This window comes from uncultured Allobaculum sp., assembly GCF_948576815.1.
Lineage (GTDB): Bacteria > Bacillota_I > Bacilli_A > Erysipelotrichales > Erysipelotrichaceae > Allobaculum > Allobaculum fili.
In genome coordinates this window covers 1-21,324 of sequence record NZ_CAPAEZ010000043.1, presented here as the reverse complement: position 1 = coordinate 21,324, position 21,324 = coordinate 1, and the positions used below count along the sequence as shown (strand labels likewise).

The window sequence follows — 21,324 nt, the reverse complement described above, 5'->3', positions numbered from 1 at the left end:
GATGATGGGTATTTCTTTCTTAAGATCATCGATGCTTCAAGAAACCCATCAATCAAGAATCCCAAATCCCACAAAATTTTTCATTGAACCAAAAGAAAGAGGGAAGGGCGGGCAGGTGACACCAGCCTTACAGGGATGCAAGGCAAACTAAAGGCGAAGCCATGAATCCCGCAATTTGATCATGCTAAACTTAGGACACAGCCAGATAAGACGCTTAAAATAAAACTTCCCGTTTTATAAAACGGGATAGGACGATCGGTTTCCTGTGAAAAACGGGGATAGATCTGGTTGCACTAAAGGAGGCGATAAGATTGAAAAAGCTTCTGAAATGGGTTCTCAGCCTGACCGTGTTTGCAGCGCTGGCGGGAACCGTGATCTTCTTTGGCATGGGAATCTATACCGCCAATGAATTTGAATCCAGAGAATCTCTCTCTTCGCTGGTGGATCGGGCCGAGGCAATGCCCGGCTATACGCCCTACGAAGAAGTTTCCCCTATGCTGTATCAGGCGACGATTGCGGTCGAAGATGCGCATTTTTATAGTCATCAGGCGGTGGATCTGAAAGCGCTGATTCGCGCAGGCCTTTCCCAGATCGTCCCCTGGATGCCTAAATCGGGCGGTTCCACGATCGATATGCAGACGGTGAAAAACCTGTATGGACAGTATGACGGTACCCCGGTATGGAAAGCCGGTGAAATCGTACTGGCGACCCGTCTCGATAAAATCTGCACGAAAGATCAGATCCTTTCCCTCTATGTGAACATCATTAACTATGGAAACAACTTCCATGGCATTCGCCAGGCAGCCAACGGCTACTTTGGCGTCGAACCGTGGGAGCTGACGGACGCGCAGGCGACACTGCTGGCAGGAATTCCGCAGTCGCCCTCGGCGTTAAACCCGCTCGTTCATTTCGATGCTGCCAAAGCCAAACAGGAAATTGTTCTGCGGGCGATGGTTCGCAACGACATGATTACCCAGGAGCAGGCGGATGCGATTTACGAGCAGGACTGCGGCATCGACCAGTATATCGAACCGGCTTCTGCAGAAGAAACGATGGATTATTCGATCGTTTCCCTCGATGAACCGGAACCGCAGATGGCGCTTCCTGTCTGGATGGCGTATGCCGATCCATCTCTGCTGCAGGCGGCGACCCTGGCGTAGCCAGCTCCGTTCTGTATTTGATTTTTTGCGGTCTTTCCATACCGCAATTTGCCACACCGCATTCGATTTCCCTGTCCGTTTTGGTCTTTCCATTGGAAGGGTAGAAAAGGATTGAAATCCATCAAACAGAAATATCGAACAGCGCTTCTGAATCCAAAAAGCAGGAACGCTGTTTTTCTTTGGCGCGTTCTGGAAGGACCTTGATCAGGACGGTGCCTTTTGAAGAAATAGAGGGGCTGTTTCGGCAAGGTTCTATCTATTTCTATGGATCGGACAGGCGATAATTCACAAATGACTTAAGCGAATCCGGAGATGGTTCTGAGAAATTACTGGATTTAATCCGAAAGGCAGGATCGGTAAAGCGAGTAAGACTGAAAAAACCAATCGGTCTGGTTTTACGCAGAAGTGATCAAAACCCGATCGGTTTTGTGGGTTTCTCGATCTTTTTCAAATGGAAGGCCGCAAACGTGATTCAATAAAGCGGACTGGCCTGAAAAGTCGGCCATCGTTTTAGGAGGTTGGATTGTTTCATGAATAAGAAAACCGCGAACCTGCTCTGCCTGCTGATCGGCGTGATCTGGGGCGGGGGATTTATTGCTACGGATTTCGCGTTAAAGACATTTACACCGTTTCAGATGCTTCTCATTCGATTTGCCGGGGCAGCGCTGCTCGCCTGGATTCCAGTTCTGGTCAAACGGGAAAAAGTACAGAAGGAAGCCAAGAAAACGGGTCTGATTTCGGGATGCTTTCTGTACATCGCCTTTGCGCTGCAGACGTTTGGCATCAATCTGACCGAACCGGGAATGAACGCGTTTCTGACGTCGGTCAATGTGGTTCTCGTTCCGTATCTGGCCTGGATTGTCTGGAAACAGAAACCGGATGGGCTCGTTCTTTGCGCCTCTTTAGTCTGCATGGCGGGCATCGGCTTTCTTTCCTTGAGCAGCGGCAGCTTCGGTCTTCGCTGGGGCGATCTGCTTTCGCTGGGCTGTTCGGTTTTCTTCGCGGCACAGATTGTCGCGCTTGGCCGGTCCGAACACCTTTCGGTTGCGGTTGTCAACGCGCTGCAGCTAAGCACCGCGGCGGTTCTGGCCATTCCGTTTGGTCTGCTTGAACCGTGGCCGGCGCAGATTTCGATGGAAACGATCGGTTCTCTGGCGTATACAGTCTGCCTGTCGACATTCCTGTGCTATCTGATGCAGACGACGGCGCAGAAATACACATCCTGCGCGGCGGCTTCCATTTTAATGGGGACGGAAAGTCTCTGGGCCAACATTTTCAGCTTTCTGATTTTGCATCAGGTTCCGTCCGTCATGATGGTAACCGGCGGCCTGCTGATCTTTACAGCCATACTCATGGTCGAAGGACGCGGCTGGATCGAGTTGCATCTGCTTAAAAAGAAGATCAATCCGCCAACCCAGACCAGCATTTAAAAGGTCGGGCAGCTTCCGTTGCTTCGTACTCCTGTCTGTCTTTTTAAAAGGCTGAAACGCGGAATTCTGGAGACGTTTTCCATGTTTTTGATTTTGGGCACATGTCGTTTGGGCATGCGCTTTTTTACACCCTTTGGGCAAACGACAAAAAGCCGTTCGTTCGCCTGTCTATACTGAAACCAGAAAGAAGGGCCTATTATGCTCAAGTCCTATAAATACAATGGAAAAGAAGCACTTCACCTTTCGGATGTTTCCTGTCAGGCGGGTGCGTATAAGAAAAAGAAAGAGGAAATCATTGCCCGAACGGCCGCCAACCAGCTTCAGATCCAGCAGCTGCAGGATAAGCTGTATGCGGATGGAAGCGCCGGTCTGATCATTTTGATTCAGGCGCGGGATGCCGCAGGCAAGGATGGAACGATCAAGCATGTCATGAGCGGTGTCAATCCGCAGGGCGTGGATGTCTACAGCTTTAAATCCCCGACACATGAAGATCTTTCCCACGATTTTCTCTGGCGCTTCAATAAGGCACTGCCGGCTCGGGGCAAAATCGCTATTTTCAATCGCTCATACTATGAAGATGTGCTGATCGTTAAAGTGCGTGAGCTCTGGAAAAACTACAACCTGCCGGCTTCGATTAAAAATAAGGATATTATTGAACGCCGCTATTCTCAGATTTGCGGCTTTGAGGAATACCTGTACCAGAACGGCTACCAGATTGTAAAAATCTTCCTGAACGTTTCCGCGAAGAAACAGAAAGAACGCTTTTTGGAACGCATCGATCGACCGGAGAAAAACTGGAAGTTCTCCGAAGCCGATCTTTCGGAACGGGCCCTGTGGGACGATTACACGCACGCTTACGAAGACGCGATCAACGTCACCGCGACCAAGCACTGTCCGTGGTATGTCATTCCGGCAGATCAGAAATGGTTTGCTCGCTATCTCGTCAGTGAAGCGATCTTAAAAGCGCTTGAGAACATCGATCCGAAGTATCCGCAGCTATCCAAGGAACAGATCGACCGTCTCGCGTTTTACAAGCAGGCTCTGCTCAATGAGAAAAACGGGCAGGAAGCCAAAAGCTTTGTCGCCGATGCCGATGAAGTCAAAGCGGCCGATGAAAAAGTTACGGACGATCTGAAAGAACAGAAATCGCTCAACGCGTAATCCAGTTTGGATATAGAAAAAAACAGCGAGTCCATCGTTCGAAGAATATCTTTGATCCGGGACTCGCTTTTTCTCTGGGAAAGCGAAGAGGAGGGAAGATCCGCTTTCAGAAAACAGTCCGAGAAGGCGGTAAAAGCAGACAGAAAGTGGAGGGAGAAATACAAAGAAATACAGTAGAAGATCCGGTTTTGCGTTTCATATTCCTGCTGGATTCATAGGAAAACAGATCCGAAAACGAGGGGATTCATGCAAGCGCATTCACGAAAGAAAAATCCCATAAAACTGCAAAGTTTTGGGATTTTTCAAGGTGTACGGTTTCGATTCGCATTGTACGAAAACACGATTCTTCCTATACTTTGAGCAATTACAGGAAAGTTGAGGAAAAATAAATCATGAGTTCTGCTGCTGCATTCCTGGCCAAAAAGGACGTTCAGATTTCTGCCAAACGGTATGGAATCGATGCCCTTTCCGCCATGGCCCAGGGACTTTTCGCCTCTCTGTTAATGGGAACCATTCTTAATACGATGGGAACCCTGCTCAATCTGCCGATTCTCGCGGAAATCGGCTCGTACGCGACGGCGGTCAAAGGGCCGGCGATGGCCGGAGCCATCGGCGTTTCCCTTCACGCGCCAAACCTTGTACTGTTTTCGCTCCTTGCGGTCGGCTATGCGGCGGACGCCCTAGGCGGAGCCGGCGGTCCGCTTGCAGTTTACGTGGTGGCGGTCATCGCCTGCGAATGCGGCAAGCTCGTTTCCAAGGAAACCCGTGTCGATATTCTCGTTACGCCCTTCGTTACAATCTGCATCGGTGCTCTGCTTTCGATTGCCTTCGCGCCTGCGATCGGCAGCGGGGCGACCGCGCTTGGCGGCATGATCATGTGGGCTACCGAACTTCAGCCCTTTTTAATGGGTGTCATCGTTTCGGTACTGATGGGCATCTTCCTGACGCTGCCGATCAGTTCGGCCGCAATCTGTGCTGCGCTTTCGTTAACCGGTCTGGCTGGCGGCGCTGCCCTGGCTGGCTGCTGCGCGCAGATGGTCGGATTTGCGGTCATGAGTTTCGCGGTCAATAAATGGTCCGGTCTTTTTGCCCAGGGGCTGGGAACTTCGATGCTGCAGATGGGCAATATCGTACGCAAGCCAGTCATCTGGCTGCCGACGATTCTGGCCAGCGCCATTACCGGTCCAATCGCCACCTGCCTGTTCAATTTACAGATGAACGGCGCCGCCATTTCTTCTGGCATGGGCACCTGCGGTCTGGTCGGACAGATCGGCGTATTCACCGGCTGGATGACGGAAATTTCCGAAGGCCTTCGTGCTTCCATCGGTTTCATGGACTGGACGGCACTGATCCTGATTTCGTTCATTCTTCCCGCCATCTTCACGCTGCTCTTCCATCATCTGTTCTTAAAACTTGGCTGGTACACCAATGAAGATCTCAAGCTTGACGTCTGATCGACAGCGATTGCTATACCATCCAGTTCTGGATGGAATTCCGTATGGAATTCACTCTGGTCGGATCCTTCACGCATGATTTTGCCAGTTTACTCTTATTCAATATTCAATTCAGACACATAAAAAGCCGGGTTGTCCGGCTTTTCTTTTTGGGCTCTGAAGATAGCGGTATCGGTATTCGATTTCGTTTTATTCCTGCCGGGGACGAACGATTTGGACATGGCTTCCGGGCGGGGAATTGGCCTGTGCTAAAATCTGTATATGTTTAAAATCAAGCAGAAAAACGACTGGGCGATCGATATTTCTCTGCATATCCCGCTGCCCTCGTTTGCAATCCAAATTACCAAAAACGCGACCGAATCCGAAGTCGACTTGAATACCCCGCTGCATCGAACATCCGCGAAAGTCATGAGCGATTCCCATTCGGTATCCACCGAATTCCGTCAGGAAAGCGGTCCTGTGGCACAAGCCGGCGCTTCTTCCGCTTCTTCCCAATCCGCCGAATCGACGGCTTCTTCTTCTGCATCGTCTGCCTCGTCTTCGGCAGACCAGGAACAGAAAAATGGCGACCAATAGCACGAATTCATCTTCCAGTTCCACAAAGCTCGTTTCTTCGGGGGAGCGCTTTGCTCAGATTGTCAAAGTCTTAAGCCGGCACCATGTCCAGCAGGGCATCACCCCAGTTAAGCTGCGCGAGATTTTTGAAGATCTCGGACCGACGTATGTCAAACTGGGCCAGATCATGTCTTCGCGTACGGATCTGCTGCCTAAGGAGTATGCCAAGGAACTGGAAAAGCTGCGCTCGGATGTGAATCCGATGCCGTATGCGGTGGTCAAGGAAGAAATCGAAAGGGCGTATGGAAAGCCGATCGATCAGATCTTTTCGTACATCGACGAAAAGCCCTTAGGTTCCGCCAGTATGGCCCAGGTCCATGAGGCGATCACGCCAGATGGAGACAAAGTCGTCATCAAAGTGCAGCGGCCGGGCATTTACGAACAGATGCAGGTCGATGTCAAAATGATGAAAAAAGCCGCAAAGCTGATTTCTCTCGATCAGGTCATTTCCGGTCTGGTCAATCTCGATGACGTCATCGACGAGTTCTGGAAAACGGCGCAGGAAGAAATGAATTTCCGTCATGAGGCGGCCAACGCGATTCGCTTTGGGGCGGAAAACGATGCCGTTCCTTACCTGCATATCCCGAAAATATATTCGCAGTATACGAGACAGAACATGCTGGTGATGGAAGAAATCGACGGCATCGAAATCGACAACTATCCGGCACTTGAAGAAGAAGGCTATTCCCGTAAGGAAATCGCGATGAAACTGGGCATGAACTTCATTGACCAGGTTATTGAGCACGGCTTTTTCCATGCGGATCCGCATTCAGGAAACCTGAAAATTGTCGACGATAAAATCGTCTGGCTTGATTTTGGCATGATGGGCGAGCTGACGCGCGGACAGGCCCAGCAGATGAGCGAAGCACTGGACGCGCTGGCGCAGCGCGATCTGCCACGTCTTTGCGACGCGATTCTCAATATTGGCATTCCGCCGGAAGATCTCGACTACATCGGCTTTTCCAACGCGCTTGAAACGTATTTAAACCGCTACATCAACCAGTCGTTTTCAGATCTGGACCTGGGAGTGATGGTGACGGAGGCCATTGAAATCTGTCAGCGCTATTCCATACGGCTGCCAAGCTCGATTACGATGCTTGCCCGGTCGATGGTGACCATTCAGGGGACGCTCAAAGATCTCGACGATCAGGTGAATATGCTGGAATACATTTCCAGCGAAGGAAAAACGCTTGATCAGATCGACTGGAACAAGGAAATCAGCACCTTCTTAAAGGAAAGCTATGCGGGACTGAAGGCGCTCACGCACATGCCGGTTCGGCTGGATCGAACGTTATCCTTGCTGCAGAAAGGCCGTCTTCAGGTCGGCATCAAAATTTCGGATCTCGATCATCTGATGCCCCAGATCAGTCATCTGGTGGACCGCCTTGTCGTCTGCATTCTCATTGCGGCGCTGCTGATGGGCAGTTCCATCATTTGTACGACGGGCATGAAACCGCAGCTGCTTGGCATTCCGGTGCTGGGTCTGGCGGGATTCTTTATTTCGTTCTGCCTGAGCCTGTGGCTCTTTTACAAAATGCTGTTCAATCGAAAAAACGGAAACCGGCTGTTCTAGCCGGTTTTTCTCTGCCTTCTCGATTTGGTTCTTCGCAATCTGTCCGAATTGTACTGGATCGCGTCTGGATTTTCGACTTGGCCGTATTTGATGCTTTGGAGGTGTCCTGGTCTGGCCCGGTGCATGGCGAAAATCGGGAAAGAATTGTGTCTTTGATCAGTTTCCAAAACAATGGGTATCCCATGGGGATGAAAATTTTGTCAAAAACGGCGGAAAATGTCTTGCCATTGCGGATTGTGACAACGAAAATGGATAAATACGCGATTGCTTTTTGACCGTACCGGCTTTCTTGAATCCATAGGGTTCTGTAAGTGAAATTTCCAAACCGCACCCGTCGATAGGATCGACAGCCTGGCACTTTGTGCAGACAGGGAAGAATGATCGATTCATATTGTTCGAACGTACTGAACGAGTTCATTTCCGGAGGCAAAAACCAATGGATAAAAGATGAGAACAGGCACAATTCCTGGTGAAATTTCAATATTCGAAAAGCGTTTTCACCTTTCTGTGCCCAAGTACGCAACAAGTTGCTAATATATTCGGTAACAAGTTGCCAATCAGGAGACAACTATGAATTCGGAAGAAATGATCAAAAAACTGTACGGCTCAGCAGAAACCCAGAAAATGTTTATCTTCTGTATGCTGCTGATTACCGCCAACCGGCTCCAGACGCTGTTTGATCAGTCCGTTCCCGACCTTTCCCTGAAACAGATCATCCTTCTGGCGATCGTTCGCTATTCCAAGGAACCGATGACCTTTACGCAGCTTGCTAAATTACTGGGCTGTTCCAGACAGAATGTCAAAAAGCTGGCCGATGTGCTGGTGAAAAAAGGCTATGTCACGCTGCAGCCAAACCCGGAAGATCAGCGCTCCGTCTGCCTGTATCCAACCGATCAGGACGGCGCGTTCCACGACAGCTACTTCCCAGTCTGCCCGCAGGAGCGTGAAGCGCTGTTTGAAATTTTTACGGACGAAGAAGTCGAAACGCTCTTTCATCTGCTCCATCGGCTCCAGAACCGGATCGATGAAATCGAGGAAGAAATGGAAAAGGAAGCCGATTCGTAAAAAGACAGAACCGGGTAAAAAGGCTTTTTTCAGAACCAGACTCTGGAAATAGCCGGTTTCTTCCTGCACCAGAAAACGGGGAATCTTCTGCCCCAGGAAAAAAGGAAACCGGAATCCAAAAGCCTTTCCTTAAAAGAGTAGAAAAGGATGCGACGGATTTTTCCTGAAACAGGAAAACAGGGAAATGATCCGCCCGAACAGGAATTTCGTATTACAGGAAAAAGTTATGAAAACAGCTGTCATTTATAGTTCGCAGACGGGCTTTACCAAGCGCTATGCGAATTGGATTGCTTCGGCAGCCCATGCGGACTGCCTGGACGTGTCAGCCGCCAGTACCGAAGATTTATCGCAGTATGATGCCATCGTTTTTGGAAGCTGGATCAGCGGAGGCTATCTTCATGATCTCCACTGGTTGAAGGACAATTTGCCGACCTGTCCTGATCAGAAACGGATTCTGTATATTGTCGGCGCCAGTCCGTCCGAAAACGAGGAAGTGAAGCGGCTTCGCAAAAAGTGTCTGCGCGCTTTTGAAGAACACAACGTAAAGGATATTTTTTACTGCCCCGGCGGTTTTAACCTGGAAAAACTGCCCGCGTCTTCCAAAGCGATGATGAAACTGTTCATCCGCACGTTTCTCGCAAAGAAAAACAAGACCGAACCTCAGGCGTTAATGGCCCGGCTGATCGTTAAAACGTACGATGTGACCAACCCGAAATACATCCTTCCCATTCTCGACGCCTTAAAAAAGACTCGGATGCTCAAGAAGAATAAACCGGCTTCTCTTTTTTGACGGGTCGATTTTGAACCTGCTTTTCCTTCCAAAAGCCGTTCGGAAACGTCTTCAAATAGAATTTAAATCCCATTCAGAAACAGACAGCCGAACCGTCCTGCGCGGTTCGGTTCTTTTGCGTTCCGAGCAGAAGAACCGGTAAGATGATACAGGCTGTGATTAAGGCACGCTTGCGCGGGATTAAAGCAACATCATACTGTCCCGTACCCGACTTTAACCTGCAGTTCATTCAGGCGTGCGATCCTTTTTCAAAAGGAATGCGCGTACGATAAAACTAAGTGCAATCCATAAAAACGCATGCCAAAAATGAGCATGATACAGCCTGTATACACATAAGAAAGTTTTTAATCGAAAGGGAGGTCCTGTCTATGGAACAGCCAGCTCACACTGCGAACAACGATAAACTGACGCGAAAACAAAAACTGAAAAAGAAACTGCCCGCTTTAGGGGTCGGGGCTCTGATCATCGTTCTGATGGTCGGCCTCGATCAGTGGACCAAATGGGCCATTGTTAAAAGCATTCCCCTCAACGGCATGATTGAAGTTATTCCAGGTTTCTTTGAACTGACGTACTTACGAAACTTTGGAGCGGCCTTTTCCAGCATGACCGGCGTCTCGATGGGATTTTTCGGAATTCTCACGATTGTCGCCCTTTGCGTCATCGCGTATTACTTTATGAAAACCGATAGTACGAAAGTGGAATTCGCCCTGTCTCTGATTGCGGCAGGCGCCATCGGCAACCTGATCGACCGCATGACGCTCGGCTATGTCCGCGACTTCTTCCGCTTTTATATTTTCGGATCGCCCTTCGCGGTCTTTAACGTGGCCGACGTCTGCCTGACCATCGGCGTCGCGCTGCTCATTGTGATCGTTCTGGTCGAGGAATGGAAAGAGAGGAAAGCGTTCAATGAATCCAGCAAATCCAGTCAGTCCAAATAATATGGATCCAAAGCCACAGGAAGAAAAAAACAGCGAAACCGTCGAAGAGACACTTTATGCGGTCAATACACCCCCTGAAGTTATGACCGACGTAAACTTCGAAGACGATCTCGATGCATCCGATTCGATTCAGACCGTCGATCTGGACGACGGTTCCCAGCAGATCACGCTGACCTGCAGTAAGGAAGATGCCGGCATGCGTCTGGACAAGTACATCTGCAAAGTCCTTGATCTTAGCCGTACGCGCACCGCGTCCCTTCTTGAAGAAGATCGTGTCAAACTTTCCGACCGCAGCGTTAAAGCCAGCCGGAAAATGCAGGAAGGGGATATTCTCGAAATCCATATGCCGCCTGCACAGAGTCTGGAAGTTCTTCCGGAGAAAATGGATCTCGATATCGTCTACGAAGACGAAGACATCATCGTCATCAATAAGCCCAAAGGCATGGTTGTCCATCCTGCCCCTGGCCATATGGAACATACGCTGGTCAATGGTCTGCTCTACCATTGCAAGGATCTGTCCGGCATTAACGGCGTAAAGCGTCCGGGCATTGTGCACCGTATTGATAAGGACACTTCGGGTTTGCTCGTTGTGGCCAAAAACGACATGGCGCATGAATCTCTCGCAGCCCAGCTGCAGGACAAGAGCCTGCGCCGCATTTACCGCGCCATCGTCCATCATCCGTTCTCGCATACGATCGGAACCGTCGACGCGCCGATCGGCCGCGATGAAAAAGACCGCCAGAAAATGGCGGTAACAGCGAAAAACTCGAAACCGGCCGTAACGCACTTTACCGTTCTGGAAAACTTCAAGGACTACGCCTACATCGAATGTTCGCTGGAAACCGGTCGTACCCACCAGATTCGCGTACACATGGCCTATATCCAGCATCCGGTTGCCGGCGACACGAAATACGGTCCGAGAAAAACGATTGAAGCGGGCGGACAGCTGCTGCACGCGATGCAGCTCGAGCTGATCCATCCGCGTACGAAAGAAAAGATGCATTTTGAAGCGCCGCTCGATCCGACGTTCGCAAAAGTTCTGGCTGAGCTGGAAAAGGAAGCAGCAAACGCATGAGAGAACGTTCGGTACTGAGCTGGGATCAGTATTTCATGGCGATGGCCCATCTGGCCGCCTTCCGTTCCAAAGATCCCAACACGCAGGTCGGCGCCTGCATTATTAATCCGCAAAAGCGAGTGGTCGGCATGGGCTACAACGGCTTTCCGCGCGGATGCGATGATGACGTCTACTCGTGGGAGCGGGAAGGTCAGTTTCTGGAAACGAAGTACCCGTTTGTGGTGCACGCGGAACTGAACGCCATTCTCAACTCCATCCAGTCGCTGGCCGGATGTACCCTGTATGTATCGCTCTTTCCATGCAACGAATGCGCCAAGGCGATCATTCAGTCCGGCATTACCCGCGTCGTGTACGAATCGGATAAGTACTGCGGCAGCGAAGGCAACATCGCCAGCAAGCGCATGTTCCAGGATGCCGGGATTGAACTCATTCAGCTGCCCTATCAGGTCCATATCGATGCCCGCATCGAAGAAGGCCAGGACCGCTGTGCTGAGGACGGCTCCCGCGAGTGCGGCTGCCCGGACTGCAGGAAGTAAGATTTGTCTGGATGGAGATCTGCTGAAATCGATCTGCTCGTTCACAAAGCAGTCGGATAAAAACAGACGCCGAACAGATCCAGATGAATAGACGAAACAAACGAAACCGATGCCCTTAAAACTATCCGTTTCCATCCATACAGCGCGCAGGCGATAATGCCTGCGCGCTCGCTCTTTTTGCGCGGAATTCACGTTTTGGATTCTTCTGGAATTTTCAAATTTCGGGATTTTTGAATTTTCAAATTTTTGAATTATCGGATTTTTGATTTTCCCGCACGCATTCTGGGCAAAAGAAAATCCAGAACGGTTCCAAAAGAGGGAGACGTTCTGGATGTACTGCGGGCTTAGACCAGGCCGATTTTCTGGAAATTGACGAAATGCATTTTGACAAATTCCGGCATGCGCTCTTTTCCAATTTTCGCCATGAGCTTTCTGGCGCTCTGGGTGGCTTTGTCTCCACCACCTTTTTCCAGCGGCATCCCGGCTTTCGCCTCGAGCTGTTCCCAGACTTTTAAAAAGGCGTAGCGGGCGAGTACCGAAGCGGCCGCAACCGCGATATAATGCGATTCCGCCTTCGTCTCAAAATGAATGGTGCGAATGACGTTTTTCTCCTGCGCCAGATAGCTATAGTACGTGCGCGGAATGCAGAACTGGTCGATCACGCAAAGTTCAGGCAGGGCATAGCCTTTTTTCTGCAGATTCAGGTACACCTGATTGTGCATCATGGCTTTCATCTTGTTGAGGTTATAGCCTTTTTCCTCGCGTATGCGATTGTATTGGGCATTTTGTAAAATAACGATGGAATGGGGAACCATCGCTTCAATTTGCGGGGCCACTTCAAGAATGCGCGCGTCGGTCATTTTCTTGGAATCGGTAATTTCCATCGCGTGCAGCTTCGCGGCACATTCCTGGTCCGGGACGATTACCGCAGCGACGGTAACCGGGCCCATGTAATCGCCGGTGCCGACTTCATCGCTGCCGGCCTGCGGGAAAACATTGGCTTTGGACCCGTGACCTGCAGAAGACGAATTCGACGCGGGACGGACCCGTGGGACATCGTCAAGTTCTGCGGCCGAAAACCGTCCGCTGGATTCGTCTTTTCCTAAAATGTCATCGGCGACACTGACGACCCAGTCGATATCACCGCCCTGAATGACGACTTTACCGGACGTATAGGCGGTCACGACGACTTTTTTCCCGGAAGAATCCAGGACATAAATCGACCAGGCCGCGTAAGAGGGAAGATTTTTCGCTTTGGAGAGCGGTTTGAGTTTTTTGTGGAGAGTCTCGATCTGGCTCGAGCTCATGGTTCGTACAACAGTTGCCATGTTCCTATTGTATCATTACAGGGATTGCGGCCGTTTCCGGACCGCCGGGCCTTCCCTGCAGAGGAAAGCTGTATTTCCTCGTGCAAAAGACGGACGATACAATGCCGATCCCAGTCGCTTTTACGCGTATCTGCGGATCAGCGGATCGGGTGCAGGCTGAAAGAAAAGATTTCACAGAAACCAGAGTCGACAGGACTCTGCAGTAAATACTGAATTTATGCAAAAAAACAACGAATTCCATTGCGGAATTTAGAAGGAAAGAGAGGGACGGATATGTACGTAGATAACTGGAATGCCATCGATATGCCGGCGGTACTGGAGCAGTTTGCCAGCCTGGCGGCTTCGCCCAAAACCGCAGCCCATTTAAAAGACGCAAGAGTGTTCAAATCGACGGCAGTCGTTCGGCGTCAGCTGGATCTTTGCGCAGAAGCCTTTGCGTTTTTGCAGGATGGGCAGGAGCTTTCGTTAGGCGGACTTGGCGACATCACAAAATCCGTCAAGCTGGCCAAAAAGGGCATCGCGCTGAACGGCAGCGAACTGCTGGAAATTTCACTGTTTATTACGGCGTCGCAGACCGCGGCCAAGGCGTTTTCGCCCGAAAAGGAACCGATGCTTTCGGATCTGGCCTCTACGCTGGCCAACCTGTCTTCCCTGGCGGCGGACATCGATGAAGCGATCGATCTTTCCGGATCGATTCGACCGGATGCGAGCGCCCGCCTGCAGAACCTGAGCCGTCAGCTGGTGCAGACGAAAGCCGATCTGTCGGCTGCAGCCAAAAAGTTTATTCAGGCGCATTCGTCTTCGCTGGTCGATACGATGACGGTGTATTCCGGAGGACGCCTCTGCGTTCTGGTCAAGGCGGCCGACAAGTATAAGTTTGGCGGCATCGTCCATGGAACGAGCCAGTCCGGGGCCGGAAGCTACGTAGAACCAGACGCGCTGGCGACGCTCAATAACGCGGCAGCCAGTCTGGAAAACGAAATCGAAGAAGAAAAGAAGCGCATCTGCAAGGAGCTCAGCCGCAAAGTCGGCGCAAACGCCAAGGCGCTTCTGTCCAACGACGAAACGCTCGAAATTATCGATACGGCTCTGGCCAAAGCACGTTGGATGCAGCTGCACGACGGATGCATTCCGACGCTGCAGGGCATGAGCCACGCGCTGCATATCGATCACGCGGTACATCCGCTGCTGGATGCGAAAACCGCAGTCGCCAACTCGTATGCGCTGAGCGATGAACAGGACTGTCTGATGATTACCGGATCGAACATGGGCGGCAAGACCGTTACGCTCAAGACGATCGCGCTCTTTATTCTTCTTGCGCAGTGCGGCTTTCCGGTCAGCGCCCATCGGGCTATGCTTCCCATTTACGAACAGTTTTATTTCGATGTCGGCGATGAGCAGTCGATCGAAAACAACTTGTCGACGTTCTCGTCGCACATTTCCAAAATCGCGAAAATCATTAAGAAAGCCAACGAACATACGTTCGTTCTGCTCGATGAAATCGGCAGCGGAACGGATCCGGATGAAGGCGCGGCGCTTGCTCAGGCGGTCATCGAAGCGCTGATGGATCGCGGGTCTACGATTTTAACGAGTACCCATTACAACGCGGTCAAAGCCTTTGGGAAAACGAATCCGCGCGTGCTGTGCGGATCGGTGGAATTCGATCCTGTGAAACTTGTTCCGACGTATCGCTATTTACCTGGTATCAGCGGCGCGAGCTGCGCGTTCCCGATTGCCAGCCAGTTCGGGCTGAACGGAGATGTACTCAAACGCGCCCGGGAGCTGAAAGCTCAGAACGAATCCGAAGCCGCCAGGCAGCTGTCGGTTCTTGAAAAGCAGCAGGCCCAGGTACAGAAGCAGAAAGACCGCTTCGACGCGCTCGTTAAGGACGCACACCGTCTGCAGAAAAAGGCGGACGAAGACCAGAAAAAATGGGCGTCCATGAAAAAGCGTCTCGACGACGACTATGCCCGCCAGCTTGAAGACATGCTTTACGAAAAGCAGGAAGAAGCCAAAGCCATCCTGCGCGATCTGCGGGCCAGCACGGGAAAAGCCAGTCACGAACAGATCGAGAAAATGGGTCAGCTCAGTCAGCTCGACGACGCGAAGAAAACCGAAGAGCCGGCGGTCGAAAAGCAGGAAACGATCGAACCGGGCGACTACGTCCATGTCATCTCCCTCAACAATCATGGCGAAGTCGTTCAGGTGCGCAAGAATAAGGCTGTCGTCATGGTCAATGGCCGACGCGTCAATCTGAGCGTTGATCAGCTCGAAAAGATCAAGAAGCCCAAAGCGCAGAAACAGCCGCGTAAAAAGGAAAGTCCGGATCTTTCCTTCCGTCCGTTCAATATGGAACTGAACCTGATCGGCATGCGTGTCGAAGAAGGCATCCGCGAGCTCGACCATTATATTGATCAGGCGGTTTACCATAATATTAAAAACGTCCGGATCATTCATGGCATGGGTACCGGCGCGTTGCGCAGCGCGGTCTGGAAAGATCTCAAGAGCCATCCGCAGGTCAAGCGCATTTCCAGCGGCGGACCTAACGACGGCGGTCTAGGCGCTACGCTCGTCGAACTGAAATAAACCGTCTGCAGTGCAGGTCGGATTTTCGCGCAATCTTTCGCAAAGCCGGGGGATTGCGCGCTTTGCTATACTGAAAAAGGACGCTTTTTCGTCCCACAGACGTTTGATAATGAAAAAGAACGGTCTTCTGACCGCAGATAACGTCTGAATATTCCATTTATTTTTGAACGAATGCACTCTTGTCAAAGAGTTAGAAAGGATCGTATGCCGCTGACCGAACATATTCAGAAAAAACTGGAACTGCTTCCGGATAAGCCCGGATGCTACATCATGAAAGATGCAAATCAGGAAATCCTGTACGTCGGAAAAGCCAAGGTTCTCAAAAACCGGGTTCGATCCTACTTTCACGGCGTTCACAATAACAAGACCACCAAACTGGTGGCCCGCATCGAAGATTTTGAATTCATCAACACCACAACCGAAAAGGAAGCGCTGCTTCTCGAGATCAATCTGATCAAGAAATACCGGCCGCCCTTTAACATCATGTTCATGGATGACAAAATGTATCCATACATTGAAGTCACCAAGGGGGCGGATTTCCAGGTCCGCATTACCCGTAAGGCCAAGGGAAGAAACAGCGACTTTTTCGGTCCCTATCCGATTTCGACGTACGCCTACGACATGGTCAAGCTGATCAGTCAGCTCTACCCGATGCGCCGCTGCCGCACGATGAGCAAGACCCCCTGCCTGTACTATCACATGCACCAGTGTCCGGGCTTCTGCTTCCAGAAAGTCGATGAAAAAGAGGCGCTCGCGCGCCGCGAGAAAATCATTCGCTTTCTCAAAGGCTATACCGGGGAAGTGAAAGAAGAGCTGCAGGAAAAGATGGCCGAAGCGAGCCAGAACCTGAATTTCGAGCGGGCACAGGAACTGCTTGGCCAGATCCGTTCCATCGACTACATTCAGGAAAAGCAGACAATCGACTTTTCGATCCGGGACAACTTCGATGTCTTTGGCTGGTACGAAGACAAAGGCTACATTTCCTTCCAGGGCTTTTTCGTGCGCGAGGGCAAGCTGCTCGAACGCAACATGTCCGTTGCACCAATTTATGAAGACGTGCAGGACGCGTTTGTGTCGTATATTTTGCAGTACTATCAGACGAACAAAATCCCATCGACCATTTACGTGCCGGAAGGAACGGATGTGGAGTCGCTCGAAGACGCGCTCGATACGAAAATCATCATTCCGCAGCGCGGCGATCGAAAGAAGCTGACCGAACTGGCGTGCGCCAACGCGAAAGAAGCACACGAACAGAAGTTCCAGCTCATTTACCGCAAGGACCGTGAACTCGAAGGCGCCAACCGCAAGCTTTCGACCATTTTCCATAAGCCGATCCATACGATTGAGCTGTTCGATAACTCGCACATTTCCGGAACGTACAACGTTTCCGGTCTGGTCGTCTTCCGCGACGGCAAGCCCGATAAAAATGCGTACCGCAAATACCAGCTCGACGGCTACCGCTCCGATACCGACTCCATGAAGGAAGTCGTGCGCCGCCGCTATTCCCGGCTGCAGCGCGAAAACAAGCCAATGCCGGATCTGCTTCTCGTCGATGGCGGTGTCGGTCAGATTCATGCCGCCCAGAGCATTCGCGATGAGCTGGGCATTCCGCTGACGATCGCGGGTCTGGTCAAGGACGATAAGCACTCGACGAGAGCGCTCCTCAATGAAAATCTTCAGGAAATCCCGCTCGATAAAACCGATCCGCTGTTTTTCCTGCTGACGCGCATGCAGGATGAAGTGCACCGCTTTGCGATAACGTACCACCAGAAACTGCGCGCCAAGGGCATGACCAAGTCGATTCTCGACGATATTGCCGGCATTGGGCCAAAGCGCAAAAAACAGATTCAGTCGGCCTACCCGTCTTTGAAAAAGATGCGGGCAGCGTCCTTAGAAGATTTTGAAAAAATCGTTCCGGCCAAAACGGCGGCGCTGCTCTATGCGCGCCTGCACGAACACGATGAAGAAAAGACGGATACCGCCAGTCCGGCGGAAAACGCCGAAACCGTCCCCGTGTCGGATGCCGGAAATACCCGAACGGCGGCAGAAACGCCGGCGTCGGATCCGAGTGTTGCAATATCTGATCCGGCCGATTTGCTCCATACAGAAGAGAGGGCAGAAAGGGGAAGCGAGGAATGAAAGCGAACGAAACCCATTCGATGAAATCGAACAAAGTCATTTTGCGTACCCGCCTCGTCATTTTCTTCTGCTGCGTGGCCTTTGCGCTGCTGACCTTTTTCCATTTGCAGAAAGTGGCCGATCCGCTGACCCGCTACCCGTACGGAACGCCGGAACAGCGCGATCAGCTGGCGGTGCTGCTCGATGACGAAGACATCAACACGCTGATCAACATGCAGCTGCTGCCCGAAGAAGTGCTGCCCTACGCGAGCGTAGCGGAATTCAACATGGACAACATCCGCTATTACCAGCAGATCATGGCCGCTCAGGCGGCTGATCCGCAGTTTGTGGTCTATTTCGTCAACACGTACCGGGATCGCATGGACGCCGACCGGATGAGCGAACTGCTCGGCTGGCTGTCCTATACGGATCTGATCAACTATTTCGAATCCGGCAGCACGCTGCCGCTCTATCACGGACGCCCCGATGACCTGACAGCCGTTCTCAATGGAACCGAAACGATTTTGCGCTGGGAACCTGGCGATCTGACCGAAATCGCGCCGGGCATCAGCCTGCGCTATCCCGCCGCAGCGAGCTGGCTGCAGATGGCCAGTGACGCGGCTGCAGCCGGTCATGAACTCAAGGCCGTCGGCGGCTACATGAGTCAGGCAGACCAGCAGCAGGCGCAGGAACATGCCTCGTACAATCAGGGCCCATACGGCACCCGGGAAGAACAGCTCGGCTTGAGCGTTCGTCTTTCCGGCTTTGACGAATGGAACGACGTGGTTTCGAAAGAAAAAGGCGAAGACTGGAGCAAAGCCTGCGACGATCTCAGTAAAGAGCAGAAAAGCACGCTCGACTGGCTGAGCGAGAATAGCTGGAAATACGGCTGGGTCTTCCGCTATCCCCAGCAGAAGGAAGAGAAAACCGGGGTCAAATGGCAGCCGTTCGTTTTGCGCTATGTCGGTCAAGACGCAGCCTCTGAGCTTTTTGAAAAGGGCGAAGTTCTCGAGGAACTAAAATAGAAATCGAAGAGCAGATCTTTCTATATCACGCTGCTCAAAACAGGAAACGGAGGAAGCAGGATTGAAAGCACAGATTATTGTGGCCAGCGATACCCATGGAGCAGGAAACCTGCTCACCGAACTGGAAAAAGCGTATCCGCATGCCGATCTCTTTCTGCATTGCGGAGATCTCGAAAACAGCCCGGAATACTTTCCCGCCTGGATTTTCGTGCGCGGAAACAATGACTACGGCGGAAACCGTCTGATGCCAGACAGCCGGGTCGTCTCCTATGCGGAGATCCGCATTTACATGACGCATTCCCATCGCCTTGGCTATTACAGCCGGCTCGAAAAACTGGCCGCCTTAGCTAAGGAAAACGACTGTCAGATTGCGGTATTCGGTCATACGCACGTACCGCTCATCAAGAAGGTCAACGGCGTCCTGCTGGTGAACCCGGGAAGCATGCGTTTTCCGCGGGATGGCAATTCGCCCTGCTACGCGGTGATTGAAGTCGACGATAACGATCAGATCCACGCAAAACTGATCCATCAGGAAGACTGGCCGTTCAAACCGAAAAACAGCTGGACCGGCGGCTGGTGGTAAGCCGATCTACCTGATCGACGAAACGGAAAAAACAGATCCCGGTCTGCTTGAAGAAAAGCAGGCCGGGATTTTTGAATGGTCGATGAGCGTCTTCATCTGGAGAAATCTCCAGCGCGCGAGGGATTCTGACGAAGACGTACAAACCGGATTCCGATTTGTACCGCCTCTGCCCACGCACCCGGTTCAGTGATAAAATGAACTCCATAACGCTTAGAAAGAAAAAGCCTGTCTTCGTAAAAAAGAAAACAGGCGAGATGGCAGGCAAATCCGAAAAGGCAAAAAAAAACGCCTTTTCAGGCGATTCGTTCTAAGTGGCGTCCTGGAGATGATTCGAACACCCGACCGTGCGCTTAGAAGGCGCATGCTCTATCCAACTGAGCTACCAGGACAGCGAGATTATTTTAGCACTAATCGAAAGAGGATCAAGCAATTTATGCCCAAAGATATTCAAAAAGAAATCCAGAACGGAACGAACGCGCCAAAGACTCTGGATCGAAGCCGCCTTTTGGATTCCCATACATCATCGAAAAATACCCCGGAGCGGGAAGGGTACTACTTCGCGGGCTGGTACGTCGATCCGGAACTGACGCGTCCAGTCAACCCGGCGGGACTTCTGCCCGATACGATGCAGCTGTATCCCAGCTGGAAGCCGCTTTCCTACAACATCATTTACGAACTCGACGAGGGCATGAACTCGCCGCTGAATCCCCACAGCTATACCGTCGAAAGCGGTCTGCTCAAGCTGTACCCGGCGCAGTGCGAAGGCAAGCTCTTTACCGGCTGGCTGATGGATGGCGAGCTGATCGAATACATCGATCCGTCGTGGATGCGAAGAATCCGTCTGAAAGGAACGTTCGATGCTCTGGTGGAAATTTCCTTTGACTCGTGCGGCGGAAGCCGCGTCGCTCCGGTAAAAACCGATGGCGCGGGACGCATTCACCCGCCGTTTTCGCCGATCCGGATTGGCCATCGCTTTACGGGCTGGTATCTTGATCCAGCCTGTCATCGCGCCTGGAATCCGTCCATGCGCTTTGCCAAGCCAACAACGCTTTACGCGGGATGGAAGGAAGAAGAATACGAAATTCGCCTGGATCCGGACAAAGGCGTGCTGGACGTCGATCCGGTGCTCTCCTACTCGATCAATACGCCTTCGTTTACCTTGCCGGTTCCCAGGCGCAAAGGCTGGAGCTTTGGCGGCTGGTATGACGAGCGCGGCAACATCTGTCTGATGGTACGCAAAGGCATGAGCGGCAATCGAAATCTGCATGCCCTCTGGGTGCCGGAAAGCGAAGAAAGTCTGCATGTGCCCGGCCGTTTCTGGAGACCGCTTCATCTGGATTTTGAAGATGAGGAAAGTATCGATACGCAGGGTCTGTCTGAGAAATAGGACAAAGTATGGATTTGGATCGTGCGGGAATTGTGACCGCGATGAACGCATGGCTTGAACAGCCGGATCGAGGGTCCTGCATGGAATGCCGGCAGCCGTATTTCGATCGACACGGGGATCAGATTATCGTGTATCTGGAAAAGTAAGATGCGGGGATACGCCAGCGATGACAGGACACTTCTGAACGGTCTGGAACTATCTGGAATCGCCATTGAAAATGAGAATCAGTCTCGTCTTGCGTCTGTCTGTGCAAAATACGGTTTGATTCGTAAAGGAAACGAGCTGCGTAAAGAAACAAATTCGGATCGCCTGCCAGACGATCTCGTGCATTTTGCACAGGCGCTTCTGGAGATTGAAAAACAGCTCGGTGAACTGCCCTTGCACACGACAAAGGGCTCCAGTATGCGCGACGATCGAAATCCGCATACCCGCTCCACTGTGTCCGAAGTAAGCGTCAAATAAAAGACGGGTATTTTCTCGACCGCCTCCTTGGGATAATT

Annotated in this window: 19 protein-coding genes and 1 tRNA gene; 18 read left to right on the top strand and 2 right to left on the bottom strand. The window is 51.5% G+C overall.

All coding sequences use genetic code 11. The features are described 5' to 3' along the window. The first annotated feature begins 311 nt into the window (after window positions 1–311). The 11 genes from Q2J39_RS07105 to Q2J39_RS07055 all read left to right on the top strand — a co-directional run bounded on the left by Q2J39_RS07105 (window position 312) and on the right by Q2J39_RS07055 (window position 11,797). Window positions 312–1,160 (top strand): biosynthetic peptidoglycan transglycosylase, encoded by an 849-nt coding sequence (locus Q2J39_RS07105; RefSeq protein ID WP_230267579.1) that lies wholly within the window; start codon window positions 312–314, stop codon window positions 1,158–1,160. Between the two features lie 530 nt (window positions 1,161–1,690). Continuing rightward, on the top strand, window positions 1,691–2,590 hold the full coding sequence (locus Q2J39_RS07100) for a DMT family transporter (protein WP_288339757.1): 900 nt from the start codon (window positions 1,691–1,693) through the stop codon (window positions 2,588–2,590). 198 nt (window positions 2,591–2,788) lie between these two features. Further along, window positions 2,789–3,751, top strand: coding sequence for a PPK2 family polyphosphate kinase (locus Q2J39_RS07095; RefSeq protein WP_230267581.1), 963 nt, complete (start codon window positions 2,789–2,791; stop codon window positions 3,749–3,751). Window positions 3,752–4,143: 392 nt separating this feature from the next. Next, the gene (locus Q2J39_RS07090; RefSeq protein WP_230267582.1) at window positions 4,144–5,205 is read left to right on the top strand and encodes a PTS transporter subunit IIC; all 1,062 of its coding nucleotides are present in this window, start codon (window positions 4,144–4,146) and stop codon (window positions 5,203–5,205) included. Between the two features lie 261 nt (window positions 5,206–5,466). Beyond that, window positions 5,467–5,781 (top strand): hypothetical protein, encoded by a 315-nt coding sequence (locus tag Q2J39_RS07085; protein ID WP_288339754.1) that lies wholly within the window; start codon window positions 5,467–5,469, stop codon window positions 5,779–5,781. Next, entirely contained in the window at window positions 5,768–7,393 is a 1,626-nt protein-coding gene (locus Q2J39_RS07080; RefSeq protein ID WP_288339752.1) for an AarF/ABC1/UbiB kinase family protein, read from the top strand. The genes Q2J39_RS07085 and Q2J39_RS07080 overlap by 14 nt, the downstream gene beginning before the upstream one ends. 570 nt (window positions 7,394–7,963) lie before the next feature. Beyond that, entirely contained in the window at window positions 7,964–8,458 is a 495-nt protein-coding gene (locus Q2J39_RS07075) for a MarR family winged helix-turn-helix transcriptional regulator (RefSeq protein WP_230267585.1), read from the top strand. 226 nt (window positions 8,459–8,684) lie between these two features. Beyond that, window positions 8,685–9,248, top strand: a complete 564-nt coding sequence (locus Q2J39_RS07070) for a flavodoxin domain-containing protein (RefSeq protein WP_288339749.1) — start codon at window positions 8,685–8,687, stop codon at window positions 9,246–9,248. Between the two features lie 368 nt (window positions 9,249–9,616). Next, a complete protein-coding gene (lspA, locus tag Q2J39_RS07065) occupies window positions 9,617–10,186 on the top strand; it encodes a signal peptidase II (protein ID WP_288339747.1) in 570 nt (189 codons plus the stop codon). A gap of 196 nt (window positions 10,187–10,382) precedes the next feature. Next, on the top strand, window positions 10,383–11,261 hold the full coding sequence (locus tag Q2J39_RS07060) for an RluA family pseudouridine synthase (RefSeq protein WP_230267611.1): 879 nt from the start codon (window positions 10,383–10,385) through the stop codon (window positions 11,259–11,261). Beyond that, the gene (locus tag Q2J39_RS07055; protein ID WP_288339745.1) at window positions 11,258–11,797 is read left to right on the top strand and encodes a dCMP deaminase family protein; all 540 of its coding nucleotides are present in this window, start codon (window positions 11,258–11,260) and stop codon (window positions 11,795–11,797) included. Before Q2J39_RS07060 ends, Q2J39_RS07055 begins: the two co-directional genes overlap by 4 nt. A gap of 344 nt (window positions 11,798–12,141) precedes the next feature. Here Q2J39_RS07055 and rnhC read toward each other — a convergent pair whose 3' ends face one another. After that, window positions 12,142–13,125, bottom strand: a complete 984-nt coding sequence (gene rnhC, locus Q2J39_RS07050; protein WP_288339743.1) for a ribonuclease HIII — start codon at window positions 13,123–13,125, stop codon at window positions 12,142–12,144. Window positions 13,126–13,398: 273 nt separating this feature from the next. Between rnhC and Q2J39_RS07045 the strand changes: the two genes are divergently transcribed. From Q2J39_RS07045 to Q2J39_RS07030, 4 genes are all read left to right on the top strand, one after another. Further along, complete coding sequence (locus Q2J39_RS07045) at window positions 13,399–15,711, top strand: endonuclease MutS2 (RefSeq protein ID WP_288339741.1); 2,313 nt, start codon at window positions 13,399–13,401, stop codon at window positions 15,709–15,711. Window positions 15,712–15,915: 204 nt separating this feature from the next. Continuing rightward, window positions 15,916–17,850: an excinuclease ABC subunit UvrC gene (gene uvrC, locus Q2J39_RS07040; RefSeq protein WP_288339739.1), complete on the top strand. Its 1,935-nt coding sequence runs from the start codon at window positions 15,916–15,918 to the stop codon at window positions 17,848–17,850. Further along, a complete protein-coding gene (locus Q2J39_RS07035; RefSeq protein ID WP_288339737.1) occupies window positions 17,847–18,854 on the top strand; it encodes a M15 family metallopeptidase in 1,008 nt (335 codons plus the stop codon). The genes uvrC and Q2J39_RS07035 overlap by 4 nt, the downstream gene beginning before the upstream one ends. Before the next feature lie 61 nt (window positions 18,855–18,915). Beyond that, window positions 18,916–19,437 (top strand): metallophosphoesterase, encoded by a 522-nt coding sequence (locus Q2J39_RS07030; RefSeq protein ID WP_288339735.1) that lies wholly within the window; start codon window positions 18,916–18,918, stop codon window positions 19,435–19,437. 312 nt (window positions 19,438–19,749) lie between these two features. On the opposite strand, the gene Q2J39_RS07025 is transcribed toward Q2J39_RS07030, so the two are convergent. Beyond that, window positions 19,750–19,826 (bottom strand) — tRNA-Arg (locus Q2J39_RS07025). Between the two features lie 44 nt (window positions 19,827–19,870). Between Q2J39_RS07025 and Q2J39_RS07020 the strand changes: the two genes are divergently transcribed. The 3 genes from Q2J39_RS07020 to Q2J39_RS07010 are packed head-to-tail and all read left to right on the top strand — an operon-like array spanning window position 19,871 to window position 21,286. Further along, window positions 19,871–20,824, top strand: coding sequence for an InlB B-repeat-containing protein (locus Q2J39_RS07020; protein WP_230267594.1), 954 nt, complete (start codon window positions 19,871–19,873; stop codon window positions 20,822–20,824). An 8-nt stretch (window positions 20,825–20,832) separates the two neighbouring features. After that, entirely contained in the window at window positions 20,833–20,970 is a 138-nt protein-coding gene (locus Q2J39_RS07015; protein ID WP_230267595.1) for a hypothetical protein, read from the top strand. A 1-nt stretch (window position 20,971) separates the two neighbouring features. Further along, window positions 20,972–21,286, top strand: coding sequence for a DUF1828 domain-containing protein (locus Q2J39_RS07010; RefSeq protein WP_288339733.1), 315 nt, complete (start codon window positions 20,972–20,974; stop codon window positions 21,284–21,286). Window positions 21,287–21,324: the final 38 nt, after the last annotated feature.

Excerpts from the sequence above, each read along its gene's own strand:
- Q2J39_RS07070 (WP_288339749.1), top strand. The coding sequence starts at position 8,685 with ATGAAAACAGCTGTCATTTATAGTTCGCAGACGGGCTTTACCAAGCGC.
- Q2J39_RS07045 (WP_288339741.1), top strand. The coding sequence starts at position 13,399 with ATGTACGTAGATAACTGGAATGCCATCGATATGCCGGCGGTACTGGAG.
- Q2J39_RS07100 (WP_288339757.1), top strand. The coding sequence starts at position 1,691 with ATGAATAAGAAAACCGCGAACCTGCTCTGCCTGCTGATCGGCGTGATC.
- Q2J39_RS07085 (WP_288339754.1), top strand. The coding sequence starts at position 5,467 with ATGTTTAAAATCAAGCAGAAAAACGACTGGGCGATCGATATTTCTCTG.
- uvrC (WP_288339739.1), top strand. The coding sequence starts at position 15,916 with ATGCCGCTGACCGAACATATTCAGAAAAAACTGGAACTGCTTCCGGAT.
- Q2J39_RS07080 (WP_288339752.1), top strand. The coding sequence starts at position 5,768 with ATGGCGACCAATAGCACGAATTCATCTTCCAGTTCCACAAAGCTCGTT.
- Q2J39_RS07035 (WP_288339737.1), top strand. The coding sequence starts at position 17,847 with ATGAAAGCGAACGAAACCCATTCGATGAAATCGAACAAAGTCATTTTG.
- Q2J39_RS07075 (WP_230267585.1), top strand. The coding sequence starts at position 7,964 with ATGAATTCGGAAGAAATGATCAAAAAACTGTACGGCTCAGCAGAAACC.
- lspA (WP_288339747.1), top strand. The coding sequence starts at position 9,617 with ATGGAACAGCCAGCTCACACTGCGAACAACGATAAACTGACGCGAAAA.
- Q2J39_RS07015 (WP_230267595.1), top strand. The coding sequence starts at position 20,833 with ATGGATTTGGATCGTGCGGGAATTGTGACCGCGATGAACGCATGGCTT.
- Q2J39_RS07055 (WP_288339745.1), top strand. The coding sequence starts at position 11,258 with ATGAGAGAACGTTCGGTACTGAGCTGGGATCAGTATTTCATGGCGATG.
- Q2J39_RS07095 (WP_230267581.1), top strand. The coding sequence starts at position 2,789 with ATGCTCAAGTCCTATAAATACAATGGAAAAGAAGCACTTCACCTTTCG.
- Q2J39_RS07020 (WP_230267594.1), top strand. The coding sequence starts at position 19,871 with ATGCCCAAAGATATTCAAAAAGAAATCCAGAACGGAACGAACGCGCCA.
- Q2J39_RS07010 (WP_288339733.1), top strand. The coding sequence starts at position 20,972 with ATGCGGGGATACGCCAGCGATGACAGGACACTTCTGAACGGTCTGGAA.
- Q2J39_RS07090 (WP_230267582.1), top strand. The coding sequence starts at position 4,144 with ATGAGTTCTGCTGCTGCATTCCTGGCCAAAAAGGACGTTCAGATTTCT.
- rnhC (WP_288339743.1), bottom strand. The coding sequence starts at position 13,125 with ATGGCAACTGTTGTACGAACCATGAGCTCGAGCCAGATCGAGACTCTC.
- Q2J39_RS07060 (WP_230267611.1), top strand. The coding sequence starts at position 10,383 with ATGCGTCTGGACAAGTACATCTGCAAAGTCCTTGATCTTAGCCGTACG.